This is a genomic window from Tateyamaria sp. (assembly GCF_039940735.1).
GTDB lineage: Bacteria > Pseudomonadota > Alphaproteobacteria > Rhodobacterales > Rhodobacteraceae > Tateyamaria.
Window position 1 is genome coordinate 1 of the sequence record NZ_JBDVGB010000093.1, and the last position, 17,721, is coordinate 17,721.

Consider the following 17,721-nt stretch of genomic DNA (forward strand, 5'->3'; position numbering starts at 1 on the left):
ATTGAAAAAGGGGACGCGTCGATGACGCGGCCCCTTTTTTGTGAAGTGCAGATGAAGGATGCAAAATCGCAAAGCGATGAGGAAAAGGAGATTTTTCCAACTGGGGAGAAGACGGTTTGCTTTATGCATCCCTCACTGCGAGATTGCACCGTGAGTGGTTCGTTTGCATATCTCCTGCTGGTTGTTGCTTTACAAAAGACAGCTTAGGGCAGTGCGGTTGTATGCTTTGGAGGGACGCTTCCCGCACCGCCTTAACTGTCTTTAAAGTGTGCTGCCCAGTTCCATATCCAGATCATTTTTTCCGGGGCAAACAACGTAAACTCCGCCGATCTGAATGGCTGTCCGCTCTTCACATACTGGAATGTATAGCTGCGCATGATTGCCACACAGGTTTCGCAACAGATGTTTGAACGCATGAAGCTCCGGCGTTATCAAGCGATGACAGTTATTCTTGCTGGGGGAATAAGACATTTTGACTGCCGCATTTTTGCCAACGATAACATCGATTTGGGGGGTGTTCGAGCGGTACGAACCTGATTTTATTGTCAAGCTCGTGGGATTATTTTTTTCACTTTCGCCTACATATGGGCGCAGCACGGTTTTGGGTTTCACAAAACCAGAGGCAAAAGAGATCAGCTCATCGTTGGGCAACAGGTCTTTTACTGCAACCTGACCACGTCTGGTATAGAGCAAAGAGCAACCGCTGATCCCAAATTTTTCGTAAAACCGCCTTGTGGGGCGTGCGTGTTGCAAAGCTGGCGCGGCAAATTGCGCCCCAACTTTTTCACGGTGTTTAACATTGAAGCTTGTTACTTTACTTACATACATTCGTTGTTCCTCCGGCACTCTTTCCAAACACGCTTCGTAGGGCATCGATCCACCAGATCGGAGGAACTTGTTTCGAGATAACCACGAAGATGTGATTAATATTGATTATAAGTTGAGAGTTTTCCATTGCCCAATAGGTGGGAACCGTAACGCAAAAGGTTATGCGAATATCCAAAAGTATAGGTTTTATCGATCAAGTCGTTGAAGTGCTTCAAAAGCCGCGCAGATCGTCCAACGTGTAGGACTGAAAAACCGGGAAGTCCGCGCTGTCTGTGTGTTTGGGGTCTGCGACCAAACAATTTAGCCCGCAAATCTGGCTGGCGCGTTGCTGGCGTGCGTTTACATACCAAAATCGTCCACCCGGCGTGGCGATATAGCCGTCTGTGCCGTCTTCAATGTCAGTACGGATGTCATCAAAGGACGGGATTTCGGTGAAATATTCCAAGTTGGAAGAGCCGTGGGTGTGATACGAAGCGAGCACGGTAAAGTCGGCAAATGCTGGGTCAGGAGGCAAGCATGTTGCTTCGCGGCCCCGCCGGGGTTGTGTGGCGATGTAGTCCCCATTCCCGTCCAAGCCAATCAATCCGCAATATTCCCGATCCTGCGCGATGGATACGGGTTGGATATCGTTGAACAACGCACTGACAAAGGCGACCTCGGCTTGGGTCTGGGGTAGGGCGCGCGGGGCCATTTGTATCGAGCTGACGTCTTGTTGGGCGCACGCGCTAAGCAGTAAGGCAAGGTAAAAGGGTAGGGTACGCATATGCGCGTTGTGCCGGGCGCTGTCGGCCAAGTCAATCCGCGTGCCGACTATGATCCATATGCAAAGAAAAAGCCGCACCCCAATGTTGGGGAGCGGCTGATTATTGTGTTTCAAGCGCTGTGGCTTAGGACTTGGGCTCTTCGTCCGCATCGTCGGCTTTTGCTTCCGTTTCGATACCAGCGGATTCGGCCAGATCGTCGTCTTCGGATGCGGCGGCGCCGATATCGTCAAACAATTCCTGGATTTCGAATTCAGCGGCGGCCTCTTCTTCGGCTGCCAGTTCCTGGATCGATTTACCGGCCGCTTGCAATTCTGCTTCTTCGGCCGAGCGCGCAACGTTCATCTGAACGACGGCTTCGACTTCGGGGTGCAGAACAACAACCGCATCGTGCAGACCCAGTTCCTTGATCGGACGGGGAATGACGACTTGTTTGCGATCGACGGTAAAGCCTTCGGCTGTGGCGACTTCGGACACGTCACGCGTGGTGACAGAGCCATAAAGGTTGCCGCCGTCAGAGGCCTGACGAATCACGATGAACTGTTGGCCGTTCAATTTTGCGCCCAGTGTTTCGGCTTCGGCTTTGGTCTCAAGGTTGTTGGCCTCAAGCTGCGCTTTTTGCACTTCGAAATGTGCGATGTTGGCTTTGGAGGCCGTCAGCGCTTTTTTCTGTGGCAGCAAAAAGTTGCGTGCGTAACCGGATTTGACGTCGACGACGTCGCCCATTTGGCCCAGTTTTGCGACACGTTGGAGAAGGATAACTTGCATGTCTTTCTCCTTATTTCACAGCATAGGGCAGCAAGGCGAGGAAGCGGGCGCGTTTGATGGCACGGGCCAGTTCGCGTTGCTTTTTCGCAGAGACTGCGGTGATACGGGAAGGCACGATTTTGCCACGCTCAGAGATGTAGCGTTGCAGCAGACGCGTGTCTTTATAGTCGATCGCTGGTGCGTTATCGCCCGAGAAGGGGCAGACTTTGCGGCGACGGAAAAATGGTTTGGTAGCCATGGTTTAACTCCCTCTCTCTCAGCGGCGCTCGCGGCGTTCGCCACGATCTGGGCGCTCGTCGCGCTTTTGCATCTGGACGGACGGACCGGACTGGTGCTCGTCGACCTTGATCGTCAGAACGCGCATGACATCGTCATGCAGGCGCATCAGGCGTTCCATTTCTTGGATCGCTGTTGCGGGGGCATCTGTGCGCAAAAACGCATAGTGACCCTTACGGTTCTTGTTGATCTTATAGGCCATGGTTTTGACGCCCCAGTACTCGTGTTCAACGAGTGCGCCACCATTGTCCGAAAGGACGGTACCAAAATGTTCGATGAGCCCTTCGGCCTGAGTGTTGCTCAGATCCTGACGGGCGATCATCACATGCTCATAAAGAGGCATGGACGTGTTCCACTTCTATCAAGGCGCATTTCATAGACCGATCCAAATGAACCCCACGGGATGGTCACGAGAGACTGCGCGGCAAAAAAGGTAGTGCAGGGTCTGCGCCATATAGAAGTGCGCGGATGGCAAAGCAAGACCAAACCTGAACGGCACGCGCGCCTGCATCACGATGCGCGGATCAAAATGAACTGGTTCCTTCGAATTTTCAACCTACCGTCGCATTTTCGCCAAAATTGCAATGATAGATGCCGTTAACCAATTTCGGAGGATACTTCACATGACCGCACTTGCAGACGTCACCCCGCCAGCATCGATCGGCGAAGTTCCCCGTATGGTAAGCGGTCACCGCATGATGGCCCGGGTGTCGCGCCGCATGATCGGTGCAGTGCTGGTTTTGACGGCTGTTGGTTTGTGGGTTGCGCCGGGTGCATCTTCGGATCCGGATCTTGTTTTGATCAAATTGGGCCTGTCGATGTTTGTCGGTTTTGCTGGGTTGGCGGTCTTGAGCGGCGAACACGTAGTTACCCCTGTGCGGGTTGAGATCGACACAGTGCGCCGCGAAATCCGTTTGGTCCGTGGCGCGGGGCAAGCACATGAATTGGTCAGCCGCACAATGGTGCGCGACTTAGAAAAGGCTGAAATGGATGGCATGATGGTCCGCCTGTGGGATGCAGAGGGCGGATTGTTGGCCGAAGTGGCGTTGAGCGACCCGGCTGTGCGCAGCGGTTTAATGGCGGTCCTGCGTGATGAAGGAAAGCTGAAATAGGTAGGCAATCGGGGTTAGGCGCAGCTTTAATCGTTTAAAAACGCGCACCATATGTTGAAGTCTGTGCAGTTGCTCAATTTCAATAGCGCGCTCATTTGTTTTCCATACTTTGAACTGTATGGAGTTTACCCGAAATGAAGTCTCTTTTTATTGCTGCTGCCCTGACGGCGACTGCGTCAATTGCTGCTGCGGCAGAGTCTTACACGCTGGATGCGAGCCATAGCCAAGTTCTTTTTTCCTATGACCATCTCGGGTTTTCGACCACGTTCGGGATGTTTTCCGGATTTGAAGGCGACATCATTTGGGACAAAGACAGTCCCGCCAATTCCAGCGTGACGGTTTCGATAGCGACCAAGTCGTTGTTCACGGGCTGGGAAGCGCGCAAAGGGTACTTCATGTCCGAGGAGTTTTTCGGAGCCACGGATGAGGATCTGATTACTTTTACGTCGACATCGATTGAGGTGACGGGTGATGACACGGCCCTGATCACTGGTGATTTGACGATGAACGATGTGACCAAGTCGGTTGTGCTTGACGCAGTTCTGAACCAAGTCGGCCCGCATCCATTTTCTGGCGATGAATGGGCTGGATTTGACGCGACCACAACGTTGCTGCGTTCTGACTTTGGACTTGGCGCTTTTAGGCCAGCGGTCGGAGACGAAGTTCAGGTGCAGATTTCGATTGAGGCGGCAAAAGCCAAGTAAACGCCGTTCAGTACAGCGATTGTTAAGGCCGCGCGGGGATTGCGCGGCCTTTTTGCGTTTTGCCGGGCCGGAGTTGTTTCAAACATGTCGCGCTACCGCGCGGTTTGATTTTATTCAGAGCCGCCTTTTCAGGCGTCTCTTGGATTTCGTGGTATCGAGGGTGACCCTCCAAAGTGCTGTGGTTAATCTGTGTTCGCACGCGTCGCTTCGAGTTCGACTTTGACTGTTACGTGGAATTTCAGGCTGCTTTCGTCGGCCATATTGTCACCGATCCCAAAGCTGCGCCGATCTAGTGTGGTGTTGCCTGTCATATTGGCTGTGTCGCCCGAAGTGGACAGCCCAAAGGGCAGGGTGACCGGTATGCTTTGACCTTTCATGGTCAAGGTGCCGACTGCTTCGTACCCGTCCACCACGGGATTGATGTCAGCGGTAAACGTCGCCGTCGGAAAGAGGGTAGTGTCGAAAAAGTCTGGCCCCATGGCTTGATCCGTGACTGATCCAAGCTTGAGTGAGCCAATGGCAATGGTGACGTCGACTGTGCCTGCTGTTTCGTTGCGGATGGTTTCGTCAAAGCTGATGGCGGCCGTCCAGTCTTCGAACGTTCCTGTGACCTCGGTTCCGAATTGTGTGACCGTGAGGCTGAGCGTTCCACTTTGCACGGTCCAGTCTGATTGCACTTGTTCCAACGCTGCAGCGCGTGGGCCGTCGCTGTGTGGGGTGTAAGCGCCAAGAACGGCCCCGACCGAAAGGGCCGTAGCCCAAAGGGTGAGGGCAAGAATAATAGGGATGACATGCGTTTGCGTATGGCGCGATGCGGTTGCATCCGATGTGCCGAACCACATGCGCCGTAGGGTGGCGTCTTTGTCGATCACATGGTGTTTGAGAGCGCCTGCGATATGCAGCAGCAATGACAGGGCAAGCACTTTGGTCAGCACCCAGTGCGCGCCGCCGAATAGGGCCGCGATGCCTTCGGATTTGGGCACCATCGGCAAGTTTTGACCTAGGGGCCACCAAATGGGCGCAAAGCCGGATGTCGCGGCGTGGTGAATCCAGCCCGACAGTGGCACTGCGACAAGCGAGCCATAAAGCAGCCAATGCACGGTTTCCGCCGCAAGGCTTTCTATGCGCCGATCCGCGTTCAGCAGTCCTGGCTTGGGTTGACTGATGGCCCACGTAATCCGTGCGATGGCGACAAAGAACACCGTCACACCAAGCGTTTTATGCAGGGAAAATAACCACGCCTTTTGCGCAAGCTGTTCTGACGTGTCGTAGGCCATTGCATTGGCGATCAACCCAAGCGGAAACAGCGAAAGGATCAACAAGGCGGTCAACCAGTGGAAGGTTTTGGAAACGGAGCCGAACCGGTCAATGCTGTTGGCGATCGCCATTGTGTCTCTTTCTGCGCAAGGGTGCTCTTTGTAAGAACACGTCATGTTCTAATTCTATGCGATGACGTGCAGGTTCAACCGTTATTTCCGCCGCAATAGGCTGGCAGCGGGTGCTTGTCTGGACCGAGACAGACCATTACACAATGGGGCAAAGCAATCTTAAGAGGCAGACCATGAGCATCGCATTTGTATTTCCCGGACAGGGCGCACAGACTATTGGTATGGGGCGCGCATTGGCAGACGCGTACCCCGCGGCGCGTGCGGTTTTTGATGAGGTGGATGATGCTTTGGGCGAGCCACTCAGCCAGCTGATCTGGGAAGGTGATCAAGACGCGCTGACCCTCACGCAAAATGCGCAGCCCGCGTTGATGGCGACGTCTATGGCGGCACTGCGGGCATTAGAGGCCGAAGGCATTGGCATGGACCGCGCAAGCTTTGTGGCCGGCCACAGCCTAGGCGAATACGCGGCGCTATGCGCGGCGGGTGCGTTGTCGGTGGCGGATGCAGCACGTCTGCTGCGCACACGTGGGCAGGCCATGCAAGAAGCCGTGCCTGTGGGGATCGGGGCAATGGCCGCAATTTTGGGGTTGGACTTTGCCGCAGTGACGGCTGTCGCCGAGAAAGCCGCGCAAGGCGAGGTGTGTCAGGCGGCCAACGACAATGACCCGGGTCAAGTTGTGGTTTCAGGCCACAAAGCCGCGGTGGAACGTGCCTGCGAAATCGCCAAAGCCAAAGGGGCTAAACGCGCGATGCTATTGCCGGTCTCTGCTCCGTTTCATTGCGCATTGATGGCGCCTGCGGCGGACGTGATGGCCGAGGCCTTGGGTAAGGTGCATTTAAATGCACCAAGCGTGACGGTGGTGCCAAACGTGCGCGCGCAAGGCTGCGATGACGCCGATGTGCTGCGTGGGTTGCTGGTCGATCAGGTTACCGGATCTGTGCGCTGGCGTGAAAGCGTGGCGTGGATGGCTGGCCAAGGCGTGACCGAAATGTGGGAAATCGGGGCTGGCAAAGCACTGTGTGGTATGGTCCGCCGCATTGACCGTTCGATTGCCACGCGTGCCGTCGGTACACCCGACGACGTGATTGCTGTGCGCGATGCCTGAACTGGTGTCGTTTGAGGCAACTCAGATGGGTGGCATCATTGATCGCGTGCCGATGATTGCACGTATGCAGATGATTCCGGGCTTGTTTGTGCGTCTCGATGAGGCATTGGACCGGGCGAATGTGTTTTATGCCGGACCTCAAACCGCGCTTTATCGCATCCATGGCGAAGAAATGGAGGTCCGTGTCGGCGTCCCTCTGTTTCGGCCCATCGAAGGGTTCGAGATGTTTGAAGCCCCGGCGGGTCAGGGGTTGTGCGAACGTGTGTTAGGGCCTTTGGATGATCTGCCAGCCACCTACCGCGCCATTACAGATGAGATCAACGCGCGGGGCATGACGCGCGGTGTTTGGGCCCGCGAAACCTACAGGTTCATTGCGCGTGATACCGCTATGAATGTGACGGATGTCAGCATAGACATCACGGATCGCGTACACTGAAATAATATATGGGAACTTCGAAATGAGTTTTGCAGAAGCAATCGCCGCACAACCTGCTTGGATTGGCATTTGGTTGAAAGTTTTGTTCGCGGGCGGTTTTGTGTTGCCATTGGCGTTGTTTATATGGCGCGAAACGCGATTGACTGCGCTGTTTGCCGTTCTGGGTAATGTTGTGAACATGTTTGGCGTGCAGTGGCTGTTTGCCAAGCTGGGCTACGTCAAGTTGTTGGGTTTGCCGCATATTTTGATGTGGGGCCCTTTGGTGGTCTACCTTGTTGTACTGGCGCGCCGCCCCACCACGCGAGTTTGGCCGCGCCGGGTGATTTGGGTGATTGTGACGATCCTTAGCATTTCGTTGGCCTTTGATATTGTGGACGTTTTGCGCTGGATCTTGGGGGAGCGGGCGGCCTTTGAACTGCCTGCGTGACTTGCACAGCCGCGTGACCCGTGGCAGGGCTGGGACAAATCGATACTGAATACGAAGGAACCATCATGTTTGATCTGACAGGGAAATGCGCGCTTGTAACTGGCGCGTCTGGCGGCATCGGTGCCGACATTGCGCGCACATTGCACGCAGCAGGGGCCACTGTTGGTCTAAGTGGTACGCGGGTGGAACCGCTGGAAGCCTTGGCCGCTGATCTGGGCGAACGCGCCCATGTGCTGCCGTGCAACCTAAGCGATGCAGCCGCAGTTGATGCGTTGCCTAAGGAGGCTACCGCGGCCATGGGGGCCGTTGATATTCTGGTCAACAACGCCGGTATCACACGTGACAACCTGTTTATGCGCATGTCAGATGACGAATGGCAGTCGGTGTTGAACGTCAACCTTACGTCGACCTTTAAGCTGTGCAAAGGTGTGATGCGCGGCATGATGAAGGCGCGTTGGGGCCGGATCGTGAATATCAGTTCGATCGTTGGTGCGACGGGGAACCCTGGTCAGGCGAACTATGCGGCCTCAAAGGCGGGTATGATCGGGATGTCAAAAAGCCTTGCCTACGAGGTGGCAAGCCGCGGCATTACCGTAAATGCCGTTGCGCCCGGTTTTATTGCCACGGCCATGACAGAAAAGCTGACAGACGACCAAAAGGCTGCAATCATGGGGCAAATTCCAGCTGGCCGTATGGGCGACGCACAAGAGATCGCATCGGCTGTCCTGTATCTTTCGAGCCCTGAGGCATCTTATGTTACCGGTACCACCTTGCACGTGAATGGCGGCATGGCCATGTTGTAGGCGCGCGCACCTCAAGCCTTGCCATCTTTTTGGTTTGTGCTAAATGGGGCGCAGATTTCGACTTTGGGCGGGTTTGCAATGCAGGCACGCTACAATGTTTCACCGCTCCTCACTGGGGGCAAAGACCAGAGCCCCTAAAAATGTGGGGGACACCATTTGGAGGCACTTTTGGGTCTCCGGCAGAATGAGGACAGTCATATGAGCGACATCGCAGATCGTGTGAAGAAGATCGTTGTAGAACACCTTGGCGTGGAAGAGGACAAAGTGTCCGAAAACGCCAGCTTCATCGACGACCTGGGCGCAGACAGCCTGGACACCGTGGAACTGGTGATGGCATTCGAAGAGGAATTCGGCATCGAAATCCCTGATGACGCCGCTGAAACCATTCAGACATTTGGCGACGCCGTAGGCTTCATCTCCAAAGCGTCCTAAGCTTTTAGCCTATGACCTTCGGGTCATGAGCAAGACGGCGCTCTTCCTGTGCGGAAGGGCGCCGTTTTTTTGTACCTGCCGCCTGAGTGGCTTGCCTTTTGCCCCCTGCGTCCGCAAGGTTGGCGCAATCAACAAAAGAGATGGGGCAGGACGCCATCCATGAGCAGAACGATACCGACAATCAACACCGCCCGTGCCACGTTGCGCGCGATGCGGCCGGACGACTTTGACCGCTACGCCCAGATTTGGGCGATGCCCGAGGTCGTGCGCTTTGTCGGCGCGTGCCCGCAAAGCCGCGGCGAGTCGTGGAATGGATTTTTGCGCAATGCGGGGCATTGGCAGGTCACGGGCTTTGGTCAGTGGGCGATCGAGGATCACGCTAGCAAGGCCATGGTCGGTCAGGTTGGTTTTTTCTATGGTGCGCGGGGCTTGGGTGAAGACTACGACACCTATCCTGAGGCGGCGTGGTTTCTTGACCCCGCATTTTCCGGCAGCGGTTTAGCGAAAGAGGCAGCATTGGCAGCACACGACTGGTTTGACAGGGTTGTAACCGGCCCGCTGGTCTGTCGCGTCGCGGAGGGCAATACTCGATCCCATAAGCTGGCCGAAAAGCTGGGGTATGCCCATCTGCGCAAAACCGTTTCCGACGGGCGCGATTATGTATTGATGTTTCGCAAGTCGCCGCCGCAGGTTTGACAGGGCTGTGGGTGATTAGAAAAGAACGCATGAACACTGGTCGCTTTGTGATTTAGTACGAAGGATGCTGTATGCGTAACCAAGCGACGCAAGCCTCAGGGCTTGAACAGGGGCCATGCGGCGCGGTATGAGGCGACAAGAGAATTAAGAGGGCATGAGCAGATGCGCAGAGTAGTCGTGACGGGATTGGGGCTGGTGACGCCTTTGGCGGATGGGGTTGAGGCCTCGTGGAGCCGTATTCTGGATGGGCAATCCGGGGCGGGGCCGATTACCGGCTTTGACACCACGGGTCTTGCCACCACCTATGCCTGCGAGGTGCCATTGGGTGATGGGACCGACGGCACGTTCGATGCGAACGCCTATATGGCGCCCAAAGAGCAGCGCAAGGTCGACACCTTTATCTTGTTTGGCTTGGCCGCAGCACAGCAAGCGGTCGAGGATTCGGGTTGGATGCCCGAAGATGACGAGGGCCGCGAGCGCACTGGCGTTTTGATCGGCTCTGGCATCGGTGGTTTGAATTCCATCGCCAACACGGCAGTCATGATGGAAGAAAAGGGGCCGCGCCGCGTCAGCCCGTTCTTTGTGCCCGGAGCATTGATCAACTTGATCTCGGGTCAGGTCAGCATTCGCTATAAATTTAAGGGCCCCAACCATTCGGTTGTGACGGCATGTTCGACGGGTGCCCACGCCATTGGTGATGCAGCGCGTTTGATCATGTTGGGGGATGCCGACGTGATGGTTGCTGGCGGGGCTGAGGCTGCCATTTGTAAAATCGGTATTGCGGGTTTCAATGCTTGCAAGGCGCTATCTACCAAACGTGCGGATGATCCCAAGGCGGCAAGCCGCCCTTATGATGACGACCGCGATGGGTTTGTCATGGGCGAGGGTGCCGGCATTGTCGTGCTTGAGGAATATGAGCACGCTGTCGCGCGCGGTGCAAAAATTTACGCCGAAGTTTGCGGCTATGGTCTGTCGGGTGATGCTTATCACATCACGGCACCTTCAGAAGATGGTGATGGGGCCGAGCGTTCTATGCGTGCGGCTTTACGAAATGCGGGGCTGGAGCCTGAGGCGTTGGATTACATCAACGCCCACGGCACATCGACCATGGCGGACACCATTGAATTAGGTGCAGTGCAGCGGATGCTGGGCGATCATGCGGGCAATGTGACAATGTCGTCGACCAAATCTGCGACCGGGCACTTGTTGGGTGCTGCGGGCGCGATTGAGGCGATCTTTTCTATTTTGGCGATCCGCGATCAGGTTTGCCCGCCGACTATCAATCTGGACAATCCGGCAGTTGAGACGCCGATTGATCTTGCGCCCAATGCCAAGCGCGAGCGCAAGGTGGACTATGCGTTGTCCAACAGCTTTGGCTTTGGCGGCACCAATGCCAGTGTGATCTTTGGGAAAGTCGGCTGATGTGGCGCTCGATCGCGTCTAACGCGATGACGTTTCTGATTGTGGCGCTTTTTGTCCTTGGCGGGGTGATCCTGTGGGGACGTGGGCAATACGAAAGTGCCGGGCCGCTGGACCAAGCGATTTGTTTGCAGGTGGACCGTGGGTCGAATTTTCGCCGGGTGAGTGTTGATCTGGAAAAACAAGGTGCTGTGAGCAGTGCGTCGCTGTTTCGGATTGGCGCGGATTATGCCGACAAGTCGAGCCAGCTGAAGGCGGGCAGCTTTCTGGTTGAGCCGGGCGCGACCATGGAAGAGATTGTCGAGTTGGTCACCCAAGGTGGTGCCAGCACGTGCGGCACTGAGGTTGTCTATCGTATCGGGGTCAACCGGTTGAGCGCGCAGGTCCGCGAGTTGGACCCGACCACGAACCGTTTTGTCGAATTGGTCGAATTTCAGCCCGGTGTTGAAGAAACGCCTGCGGTTTATACTGAGATCAAAGAGGGGCAGGACACGCGCTTTCGCATTGCTTTGGCGGAAGGTGTGACCAGTTGGCAGATTGTGACGGCTTTGCGGGGCATGGATGTGTTGAGCGGTTCTGTGCCTGACATCCCCCCTGAGGGGGCGTTGGCACCGAATAGCTATGAGGTGCGTCCGGGTGACGAACGCGGTGACGTCTTGGCGCAGATGCAGGAGCAGCAGGAATTGTGGGTCGCGGCGGCTTGGGAAGCGCGTGATGCTGATTTGCCTTTGAACAGCCCTGAGGAATTGTTGACCCTTGCGTCTATTATCGAAAAGGAAACCGGTGTTGCGCAAGAGCGCGGGCAGGTGGCGTCGGTTTTTGTGAACCGTTTGAACCGCGGCATGCGTTTGCAGACCGATCCAACGGTCATTTATGGTATCACCAAAGGGCAGGGCGTTTTGGGTCGTGGTCTGCGACGTTCCGAATTGCGTGCGGCGACGCCTTGGAACACCTATGTGATCGAAGGGTTGCCGCCCACACCGATTGCAAACCCGGGCCGTGCGAGTTTGATGGCGGCGGCGCAACCTGAAGAGACGCCGTTTGTGTTCTTTGTGGCTGATGGCACCGGTGGGCATGCGTTTGCCGAGACATTGGACGAGCACAACAGCAATGTGGCGCGCTGGCGCGAGATCGAAGCGGAACGTGCTGCTGCAGGCGATGATGGGTAGCGTGCGGGTTTATCGCGCGCACTTTGCTGCAACGGGTTGAACGTGGGATCATGGTGCACGATGAATGTGCACCTTACGGTTTGCAACTTTGGATTGTGTATAGATTTCAGCGCGCTGCGTAATCTTCGCGCTTCATCTTATTGAAAAATAAAGGTTTTGTTAACTCGTGCGCACGGTGGGTGCGCGTTTAAGTTGTGCAATTCGCTTGACTCTGCGAACGACCACACGTATAACTTGTGTCAAGCTAGGAAAAGTGGGTCAGCGGCATCAGAGAAATCTGAGGTCGCTTTTTCATTTTGCTCGTGCGGGGGAACCCCAACGCATGAGAGGTTTTGCACATATGACACTTATCACCCCGGGGCTTGAAGAAGCGCGCACGGATGAGCTTTTGCTCGACGTGCACAACTCACTTCGCGATTTGCGCCGTGAGTTTAGGGCCTTCAAAGAAAGGGTCGAAGCGGGGGAGGACGTCAAGAATGCTGAAGTGAAATCCAAGGCTACGGATTTAAATTCAGTGCTGGTGAATTGCCAAAAGTTGGAGACGACGCTTGCAGAAGTTAGACAAAAACGCAGTCGCATCGCGCAAGGGGGTTACGCCCTCGATCTTGATGCTGCCAGAGTTGAGGTGCGGTGCGCGCTTGGTCGCCTCCGCACCTGTGCGGGTCCAAGAGACGTTTCTGGATGAGTTGGGAGAGGGCGCCTTGTGCGCCCTCCCTTTTTTATTCGAGTTTTGGGCCATGGAGCATCAGTTGCCCCCCGAGGGGGATTGGCGCACTTGGGTCATTATGGGCGGGCGCGGTGCGGGTAAGACCCGCGCCGGTGCTGAATGGGTGCGATCCATGGTTGAGGGTTCAACGCCCTTGGATGAGGGGCAGGCGCGCCGTGTGGCGTTGGTCGGAGAGACGCAGGATCAGGTGCGTGAAGTGATGATTTTTGGCGATAGCGGTATTTTGGCTTGTTCGCCCCCCGATCGCCGCCCCACTTGGCAGGCGAGCCGCAAGCGTCTTGTTTGGCCCAATGGTGCGGAGGCGTCAGTGCATACGGCCCATGATCCCGAAGGGTTACGGGGGCCGCAGTTTGATGCCGCTTGGGTCGATGAGATGGCTAAGTGGAAGAAGGCGCGCGAGACGTGGGATATGTTGCAGTTTGCGTTGCGATTGGGTGAGCGCCCGCAGGTCTGTGTCACCACGACGCCACGCAATGTGGGTGTTTTGAAGGGGTTATTGGATTTACCATCTACAGTTCTGACCCACGCCCCGACGGAGGCCAATGCCGCGAATTTGGCGGGTTCGTTTTTGGAAGAGGTGCGGGAGCGTTATGCCGGAACGCGCCTTGGGCGTCAGGAATTGGATGGTGTTTTGCTGAGTGATGCTGAGGGTGCGCTTTGGACCAGCGAGATGTTGGAAGCTTGCCATAAGAAAGAGACGGTTGAGTTTGATCGGGTGATTGTTGGGGTGGATCCGGCGATCACGTCCGGGAAGTCTTCGGATGAGTGTGGGATTGTGGTTGTTGGTGCTGTGATGCAGGGCCCGCCGCAGGATTGGCGGGCGCATGTGATTTGTGACGCTTCTGTGCAGGGTGCGCGCCCGTCAGAGTGGGCGGCGGCGGCTGTTGCAGCGGTTGAGACGTTTCAGGCGGATCGATTGGTGGCAGAGGTCAACCAAGGTGGTCAGATGGTGCATGAGGTTGTGCGTCAGATTGATCCGATGGTGCCTTTTAAGGGGGTGCATGCGTCTCGGGGGAAGGCGGTTCGGGCGGAACCCATTGCGTCGCTTTATGAGCAGGGACGTATCAGCCATGCGCCTGATTTGGGACCACTTGAGGATCAGATGGTTTTGATGACGCGTCGTGGGTATGTTGGGGAGGGGTCACCGGACCGTGTCGATGCGCTTGTGTGGGCATTGCATGAGTTGATGGTTGAGCCTGCGCGAGAATATCGCAGGCCCGGGGTGCGCGCCCTTTGATGTTGGAAAACGTTTGAGAGCGGCCCTTCGGGGAGAGTTTATTTGGCAAGATGAAGCGGGGGATGTCCCCGGTTTGTGAGGGCGGCACCGGCTTGGTGGGCGCCCTTTTTCTTTGGAAATTGGCGGGCGTTTGGCCTGGGGCAACGGATAGGAGACCCATCATGGTGTTTGATTTCTTTCGGGGACGGGCGGCAGCTGATGTGCCTGAACAGAAGGCCAGTGCGACTGGCAAGGTTGTGGCATGGCAGACGGGGGGGCGTGTGGCCTGGAGCCCGCGCGATGCAGTGTCTTTGACCAAGTCTGGTTTTTCCGGAAACCCGGTTGGGTTTCGATCCGTCAAGTTGATAGCGGAGGCGGCGGCGGCGTTGCCTTTGGTGTTGCAGGATGCAGCACAGCGATTTGAGGTGCATCCGCTGTTGGCGTTGATGCGTCGACCCAACATGGGGCAGGGGCGGGCCGAGTTGTTGGAGGCGCTTTATGCGCAGCTTTTGCTGTCTGGAAACGCTTATGTGGAGGCTGTAGCGGGGGAGAGTGGCGCGCCGCTTGAGTTGCATGTGTTGCGTTCGGATCGGATGTCGGTGGTGCCGGGGACTGATGGGTGGCCTGTGGCCTATGAGTACAAGGTGGGTGGCAAGGTGCATCGTTTTGATGCCAGCGGTTCTGTCAGCCCGATTTGTCATATTAAGTCGTTTCATCCGCAAGATGATCATTACGGGTTTAGCCCGATGCAGGCTGCTGCCATGGCGTTGGACGTGCACACGGCGGCAACGCGGTGGTCGAAATCGCTGTTGGATAACGCGGCGCGTCCGTCGGGTGCGATTGTATATCGTGGGCAGGATGGCCAGAGCCAGCTGAATCCGGACCAATATGATCGTCTTGTGAGCGAGATCGAGAGCAACCATTCTGGTGCGCGCAATGCGGGGCGTCCGATGTTGTTGGAGGGCGGTTTGGATTGGAAGCCTATGGGGTTCTCTCCGTCTGATATGGAGTTTCAGAAGACCAAGGATGCCGCGGCGCGTGACATTGCTTTGGCTTTTGGGGTGCCGCCGATGCTTCTGGGCATTCAGGGTGATGCGACCTATGCCAATTACCAAGAGGCCAATCGGGCGTTTTATCGTCTGACTGTTTTGCCTTTGGCGACGCGGGTGGCAGCGGCTTTGGCGGAGTGGCTTGGCGGGTATACGGGCGACGACGTCGTGTTGGCCCCCGATTTGGATCAGGTGCCAGCCTTATCTGCCGAGCGCGATGCGCAATGGGCGCGTGTGGCGGGAGCTGATTTCCTGACTGAGGTCGAAAAGCGCCGTCTTTTGGGCCTTCCTGCCTTGAGCGTGGAGGGTTCGGATGGATGAAACTATTTTTGAACGGTTCGCCTGTGCTCCGGGCTTGCGTCTTGAGGCGCATGAGCGGTTGACTACGGTTCATTTTGAACACCTTGAGCGGCGTTTGTGTCGGATCGAAGAGCTGATGGAGCGGTTAGAAAAGCGCTTGTGGCTGACGGTTTATGGCGTGGTCGCGATCGTTTTGGCGACTGGGTTTCAATCGATTATGGCCGCCATTCCCCACTAGGCCGCCCGTTTTTCAAACAGTTGAATAAAGGAGATCCGAGATGCAGGTTGAGACCGGTCTGGAGACAAAATTCGCCCGCTTTGGCGAAGGTATCACGGTGCAAGGCGATCATGTGATCGAAGGCTATGCCAGCCTGTTTGGTGCCTGTGATCAGGGCGGCGATGTGGTGGGCAAGGGGGCTTATACTGCGTCCCTGAAGGCCCTGACCGCGCAGGGCCGCAGCGTTAAGATGCTGTGGCAGCACGACCCGGCCCAACCCATTGGCGTGTGGGACGAGGTCCGTGAGGATGGCAAGGGCCTTTGGGTGAAGGGCCGACTGTTGCCGGACGTCGCCAAGGGCCGCGAAGCAATTGAATTGATCGTGGCGGGGGCCATTGATGGGCTTTCGATCGGGTATCGCACCGTTAAGGCGACAAAGAATGACAAGGGCCAGCGGCTCTTGAATGAACTGGAGCTTTGGGAGGTGTCGCTTGTGACCTTTCCAATGCTTCCCAGTGCGCGGGTGGCAGCCAAATCTGAGGAAATGACCTCGGATGAGGATGCAACCTTGCGCAAAATGGCGGCGACCTTACGGGGCGTTCGCGCGAGCCTGGCGCAGCGCTGACGCGTCTCGCCAATTTCAAAACAATTCGAAGGACGTGCTCATGAGCAAGACCGAAGAAAAGGTTCGGGCCGGGGAAGGTTTGTCTCCCGCCCAGGACGTGGCTGAAGCAATGCAAGGCTTTGTCACGGAATTCAAAGGCTTCCAAGCCGAACTTCAGACCAAATTTCAACAAACAGAAGAGCGACTGACCATGCTGGATCGTAAAAATATGACTGCTGCACGTACACCTTTGGCCGGTGGCGTTGACCACGGTGCGCCTCATCAGAAGGCGTTCAATGCCTATGTGCGTTCGGGTGATGATGATGGCCTGCGCGGCCTTGAGTTGGACGGTAAGTCGCTGTCTACGGCTGTGAATTCGGATGGTGGTTATCTTGTTGATCCAGCCACATCCGAAACTGTGCAATCGGTTTTGAATTCCACGGCGTCAATCCGTTCGATTGCGTCCGTCGTGAATGTAGAGGCGACATCTTATGATGTGTTGGTCGATCACGGTGACATCGGATCTGGTTGGGCGACTGAGACGTCGAACCTGACGGAGACTGACACGCCATCCATCGATCGCATTACCATTTCGCTGCATGAGCTTTCGGCATTGCCCAAAGCGTCGCAGCGTCTGTTGGACGATGCCGCGTTTGATATTGAGGGTTGGCTGGCGGGTCGCATTGCGGACAAGTTTGCCCGTGCCGAGGCCGCGTCGTTTATTAATGGCGACGGTGTGGACAAACCCAAGGGGTTCTTGGCGCACACATCTGTCGACAATGATGTCTGGGCGTGGGGCAATCTGGGTTATGTCCCGACGGGTGTGGATGGCGCTGTTACGGCAGATGCGATCATCGAGCTGGTCTATGCACTGGGCGCGACGTACCGCGCCAATGCGTCTTTTGTCATGAATTCCAAAACCGCTGGTCTGGTGCGCAAGCTAAAAGACAACGACGGCCGTTTCTTGTGGAGCGATGGTTTGACGGCTGGTCAGCCTGCGGTTTTGATGGGTTATCCCGTTTTGGTGGCCGAAGACATGCCTGATGCGGCGTCTGGTGCGGATGCGATTGCCTTTGGTGATTTTGCCGCCGGTTACACCGTGGCAGAACGCCCTGATCTGCGCATTTTGCGCGACCCCTTTAGCGCGAAACCACACGTGTTGTTCTATGCCACCAAGCGTGTTGGCGGCGACGTGAGCGATTTTGCTGCGATCAAATTGCTGAAATTCGCAACGGCCTAACGGCTGAAGTGGATGGCTGGGGGAGGGCGCAAGCCTGACCTCG

The 17,721-nt window shown here is 56.2% G+C and carries 23 protein-coding genes; 17 read left to right on the forward strand and 6 right to left on the reverse strand.

What is annotated here, in order from left to right; all coding sequences use genetic code 11:
- Positions 1-207: hypothetical protein (locus ABJF76_RS19550; RefSeq protein ID WP_413822643.1), on the forward strand; the 207-nt coding region annotated here is incomplete at its 5' end.
- Between the two features lie 54 nt (positions 208-261).
- On the opposite strand, the gene ABJF76_RS19555 is transcribed toward ABJF76_RS19550, so the two are convergent.
- The 5 genes from ABJF76_RS19555 to rpsF form a co-directional block, all read right to left on the reverse strand.
- Positions 262-873, reverse strand: a complete 612-nt coding sequence (locus ABJF76_RS19555; protein WP_413820713.1) for a hypothetical protein — start codon at positions 871-873, stop codon at positions 262-264.
- A gap of 166 nt (positions 874-1,039) precedes the next feature.
- Positions 1,040-1,591, reverse strand: a complete 552-nt coding sequence (locus tag ABJF76_RS19560; RefSeq protein ID WP_413820712.1) for a DUF4329 domain-containing protein — start codon at positions 1,589-1,591, stop codon at positions 1,040-1,042.
- A gap of 124 nt (positions 1,592-1,715) precedes the next feature.
- Positions 1,716-2,357 (reverse strand): 50S ribosomal protein L9, encoded by a 642-nt coding sequence (gene rplI / locus ABJF76_RS19565; protein WP_413820711.1) that lies wholly within the window; start codon positions 2,355-2,357, stop codon positions 1,716-1,718.
- A 10-nt stretch (positions 2,358-2,367) separates the two neighbouring features.
- Positions 2,368-2,595, reverse strand: a complete 228-nt coding sequence (gene rpsR / locus ABJF76_RS19570) for a 30S ribosomal protein S18 (protein WP_025061827.1) — start codon at positions 2,593-2,595, stop codon at positions 2,368-2,370.
- Positions 2,596-2,613: 18 nt separating this feature from the next.
- Positions 2,614-2,976, reverse strand: a complete 363-nt coding sequence (gene rpsF, locus ABJF76_RS19575; protein WP_413820710.1) for a 30S ribosomal protein S6 — start codon at positions 2,974-2,976, stop codon at positions 2,614-2,616.
- Between the two features lie 280 nt (positions 2,977-3,256).
- On the opposite strand from rpsF, the gene ABJF76_RS19580 reads away from it, so the two are divergent.
- Both ABJF76_RS19580 and ABJF76_RS19585 read left to right on the forward strand, forming a co-directional pair.
- Positions 3,257-3,745: a hypothetical protein gene (locus tag ABJF76_RS19580; RefSeq protein WP_413820709.1), complete on the forward strand. Its 489-nt coding sequence runs from the start codon at positions 3,257-3,259 to the stop codon at positions 3,743-3,745.
- 134 nt (positions 3,746-3,879) lie between these two features.
- Entirely contained in the window at positions 3,880-4,449 is a 570-nt protein-coding gene (locus ABJF76_RS19585; protein ID WP_413820708.1) for a YceI family protein, read from the forward strand.
- A gap of 182 nt (positions 4,450-4,631) precedes the next feature.
- On the opposite strand, the gene ABJF76_RS19590 is transcribed toward ABJF76_RS19585, so the two are convergent.
- A complete protein-coding gene (locus ABJF76_RS19590; RefSeq protein WP_413820707.1) occupies positions 4,632-5,837 on the reverse strand; it encodes a cytochrome b/b6 domain-containing protein in 1,206 nt (401 codons plus the stop codon).
- A gap of 173 nt (positions 5,838-6,010) precedes the next feature.
- On the opposite strand from ABJF76_RS19590, the gene fabD reads away from it, so the two are divergent.
- The 14 genes from fabD (at position 6,011) to ABJF76_RS19660 (ending at position 17,678) form a co-directional block, all read left to right on the forward strand.
- The gene (fabD, locus tag ABJF76_RS19595; RefSeq protein WP_413820706.1) at positions 6,011-6,943 is read left to right on the forward strand and encodes an ACP S-malonyltransferase; all 933 of its coding nucleotides are present in this window, start codon (positions 6,011-6,013) and stop codon (positions 6,941-6,943) included.
- A complete protein-coding gene (locus ABJF76_RS19600) occupies positions 6,936-7,379 on the forward strand; it encodes a hypothetical protein (RefSeq protein ID WP_413820705.1) in 444 nt (147 codons plus the stop codon). The genes fabD and ABJF76_RS19600 overlap by 8 nt, the downstream gene beginning before the upstream one ends.
- A gap of 22 nt (positions 7,380-7,401) precedes the next feature.
- Entirely contained in the window at positions 7,402-7,806 is a 405-nt protein-coding gene (locus tag ABJF76_RS19605) for a hypothetical protein (RefSeq protein ID WP_413820704.1), read from the forward strand.
- 65 nt (positions 7,807-7,871) lie between these two features.
- Positions 7,872-8,609: a 3-oxoacyl-ACP reductase FabG gene (fabG, locus tag ABJF76_RS19610; RefSeq protein WP_413820703.1), complete on the forward strand. Its 738-nt coding sequence runs from the start codon at positions 7,872-7,874 to the stop codon at positions 8,607-8,609.
- A gap of 198 nt (positions 8,610-8,807) precedes the next feature.
- Positions 8,808-9,041 (forward strand): acyl carrier protein, encoded by a 234-nt coding sequence (locus ABJF76_RS19615; RefSeq protein ID WP_108835828.1) that lies wholly within the window; start codon positions 8,808-8,810, stop codon positions 9,039-9,041.
- Between the two features lie 159 nt (positions 9,042-9,200).
- Positions 9,201-9,737 carry a GNAT family N-acetyltransferase gene (locus ABJF76_RS19620; RefSeq protein WP_413820702.1) on the forward strand — a complete coding sequence of 179 codons (537 nt, stop codon included), beginning with the start codon at positions 9,201-9,203 and terminating at the stop codon, positions 9,735-9,737.
- Positions 9,738-9,899: 162 nt separating this feature from the next.
- Complete coding sequence (gene fabF, locus ABJF76_RS19625; RefSeq protein ID WP_413820701.1) at positions 9,900-11,159, forward strand: beta-ketoacyl-ACP synthase II; 1,260 nt, start codon at positions 9,900-9,902, stop codon at positions 11,157-11,159.
- A complete protein-coding gene (gene mltG, locus ABJF76_RS19630; RefSeq protein WP_413820700.1) occupies positions 11,159-12,325 on the forward strand; it encodes an endolytic transglycosylase MltG in 1,167 nt (388 codons plus the stop codon). The genes fabF and mltG overlap by 1 nt, the downstream gene beginning before the upstream one ends.
- A 340-nt stretch (positions 12,326-12,665) precedes the next feature.
- Positions 12,666-13,010 carry a hypothetical protein gene (locus ABJF76_RS19635; RefSeq protein WP_413820699.1) on the forward strand — a complete coding sequence of 115 codons (345 nt, stop codon included), beginning with the start codon at positions 12,666-12,668 and terminating at the stop codon, positions 13,008-13,010.
- Positions 13,011-13,062: 52 nt separating this feature from the next.
- The gene (locus ABJF76_RS19640; protein ID WP_413820698.1) at positions 13,063-14,289 is read left to right on the forward strand and encodes a DNA-packaging protein; all 1,227 of its coding nucleotides are present in this window, start codon (positions 13,063-13,065) and stop codon (positions 14,287-14,289) included.
- 161 nt (positions 14,290-14,450) lie between these two features.
- Complete coding sequence (locus tag ABJF76_RS19645) at positions 14,451-15,638, forward strand: phage portal protein (RefSeq protein ID WP_413820697.1); 1,188 nt, start codon at positions 14,451-14,453, stop codon at positions 15,636-15,638.
- Positions 15,631-15,855 (forward strand): GTA head formation protein, RCAP_rcc01685 family, encoded by a 225-nt coding sequence (locus tag ABJF76_RS19650; RefSeq protein WP_413820696.1) that lies wholly within the window; start codon positions 15,631-15,633, stop codon positions 15,853-15,855. The genes ABJF76_RS19645 and ABJF76_RS19650 overlap by 8 nt, the downstream gene beginning before the upstream one ends.
- A 40-nt stretch (positions 15,856-15,895) precedes the next feature.
- Complete coding sequence (locus ABJF76_RS19655) at positions 15,896-16,459, forward strand: HK97 family phage prohead protease (protein ID WP_413820695.1); 564 nt, start codon at positions 15,896-15,898, stop codon at positions 16,457-16,459.
- A gap of 40 nt (positions 16,460-16,499) precedes the next feature.
- Positions 16,500-17,678 (forward strand): phage major capsid protein, encoded by a 1,179-nt coding sequence (locus tag ABJF76_RS19660; RefSeq protein WP_413820694.1) that lies wholly within the window; start codon positions 16,500-16,502, stop codon positions 17,676-17,678.
- The last annotated feature ends 43 nt before the right edge of the window (positions 17,679-17,721 follow it).

Excerpts from the sequence above, each read along its gene's own strand:
- ABJF76_RS19650 (WP_413820696.1), top strand. The coding sequence starts at position 15,631 with ATGGATGAAACTATTTTTGAACGGTTCGCCTGTGCTCCGGGCTTGCGT.
- ABJF76_RS19585 (WP_413820708.1), top strand. The coding sequence starts at position 3,880 with ATGAAGTCTCTTTTTATTGCTGCTGCCCTGACGGCGACTGCGTCAATT.
- rplI (WP_413820711.1), bottom strand. The coding sequence starts at position 2,357 with ATGCAAGTTATCCTTCTCCAACGTGTCGCAAAACTGGGCCAAATGGGC.
- fabG (WP_413820703.1), top strand. The coding sequence starts at position 7,872 with ATGTTTGATCTGACAGGGAAATGCGCGCTTGTAACTGGCGCGTCTGGC.
- rpsR (WP_025061827.1), bottom strand. The coding sequence starts at position 2,595 with ATGGCTACCAAACCATTTTTCCGTCGCCGCAAAGTCTGCCCCTTCTCG.
- fabD (WP_413820706.1), top strand. The coding sequence starts at position 6,011 with ATGAGCATCGCATTTGTATTTCCCGGACAGGGCGCACAGACTATTGGT.
- ABJF76_RS19645 (WP_413820697.1), top strand. The coding sequence starts at position 14,451 with ATGGTGTTTGATTTCTTTCGGGGACGGGCGGCAGCTGATGTGCCTGAA.
- ABJF76_RS19640 (WP_413820698.1), top strand. The coding sequence starts at position 13,063 with ATGGAGCATCAGTTGCCCCCCGAGGGGGATTGGCGCACTTGGGTCATT.
- mltG (WP_413820700.1), top strand. The coding sequence starts at position 11,159 with ATGTGGCGCTCGATCGCGTCTAACGCGATGACGTTTCTGATTGTGGCG.
- ABJF76_RS19590 (WP_413820707.1), bottom strand. The coding sequence starts at position 5,837 with ATGGCGATCGCCAACAGCATTGACCGGTTCGGCTCCGTTTCCAAAACC.
- ABJF76_RS19600 (WP_413820705.1), top strand. The coding sequence starts at position 6,936 with ATGCCTGAACTGGTGTCGTTTGAGGCAACTCAGATGGGTGGCATCATT.
- ABJF76_RS19660 (WP_413820694.1), top strand. The coding sequence starts at position 16,500 with ATGAGCAAGACCGAAGAAAAGGTTCGGGCCGGGGAAGGTTTGTCTCCC.
- ABJF76_RS19560 (WP_413820712.1), bottom strand. The coding sequence starts at position 1,591 with ATGCGTACCCTACCCTTTTACCTTGCCTTACTGCTTAGCGCGTGCGCC.
- ABJF76_RS19635 (WP_413820699.1), top strand. The coding sequence starts at position 12,666 with ATGACACTTATCACCCCGGGGCTTGAAGAAGCGCGCACGGATGAGCTT.
- rpsF (WP_413820710.1), bottom strand. The coding sequence starts at position 2,976 with ATGCCTCTTTATGAGCATGTGATGATCGCCCGTCAGGATCTGAGCAAC.
- ABJF76_RS19615 (WP_108835828.1), top strand. The coding sequence starts at position 8,808 with ATGAGCGACATCGCAGATCGTGTGAAGAAGATCGTTGTAGAACACCTT.
- ABJF76_RS19580 (WP_413820709.1), top strand. The coding sequence starts at position 3,257 with ATGACCGCACTTGCAGACGTCACCCCGCCAGCATCGATCGGCGAAGTT.
- ABJF76_RS19555 (WP_413820713.1), bottom strand. The coding sequence starts at position 873 with ATGCCCTACGAAGCGTGTTTGGAAAGAGTGCCGGAGGAACAACGAATG.
- ABJF76_RS19655 (WP_413820695.1), top strand. The coding sequence starts at position 15,896 with ATGCAGGTTGAGACCGGTCTGGAGACAAAATTCGCCCGCTTTGGCGAA.
- ABJF76_RS19620 (WP_413820702.1), top strand. The coding sequence starts at position 9,201 with ATGAGCAGAACGATACCGACAATCAACACCGCCCGTGCCACGTTGCGC.
- fabF (WP_413820701.1), top strand. The coding sequence starts at position 9,900 with ATGCGCAGAGTAGTCGTGACGGGATTGGGGCTGGTGACGCCTTTGGCG.
- ABJF76_RS19605 (WP_413820704.1), top strand. The coding sequence starts at position 7,402 with ATGAGTTTTGCAGAAGCAATCGCCGCACAACCTGCTTGGATTGGCATT.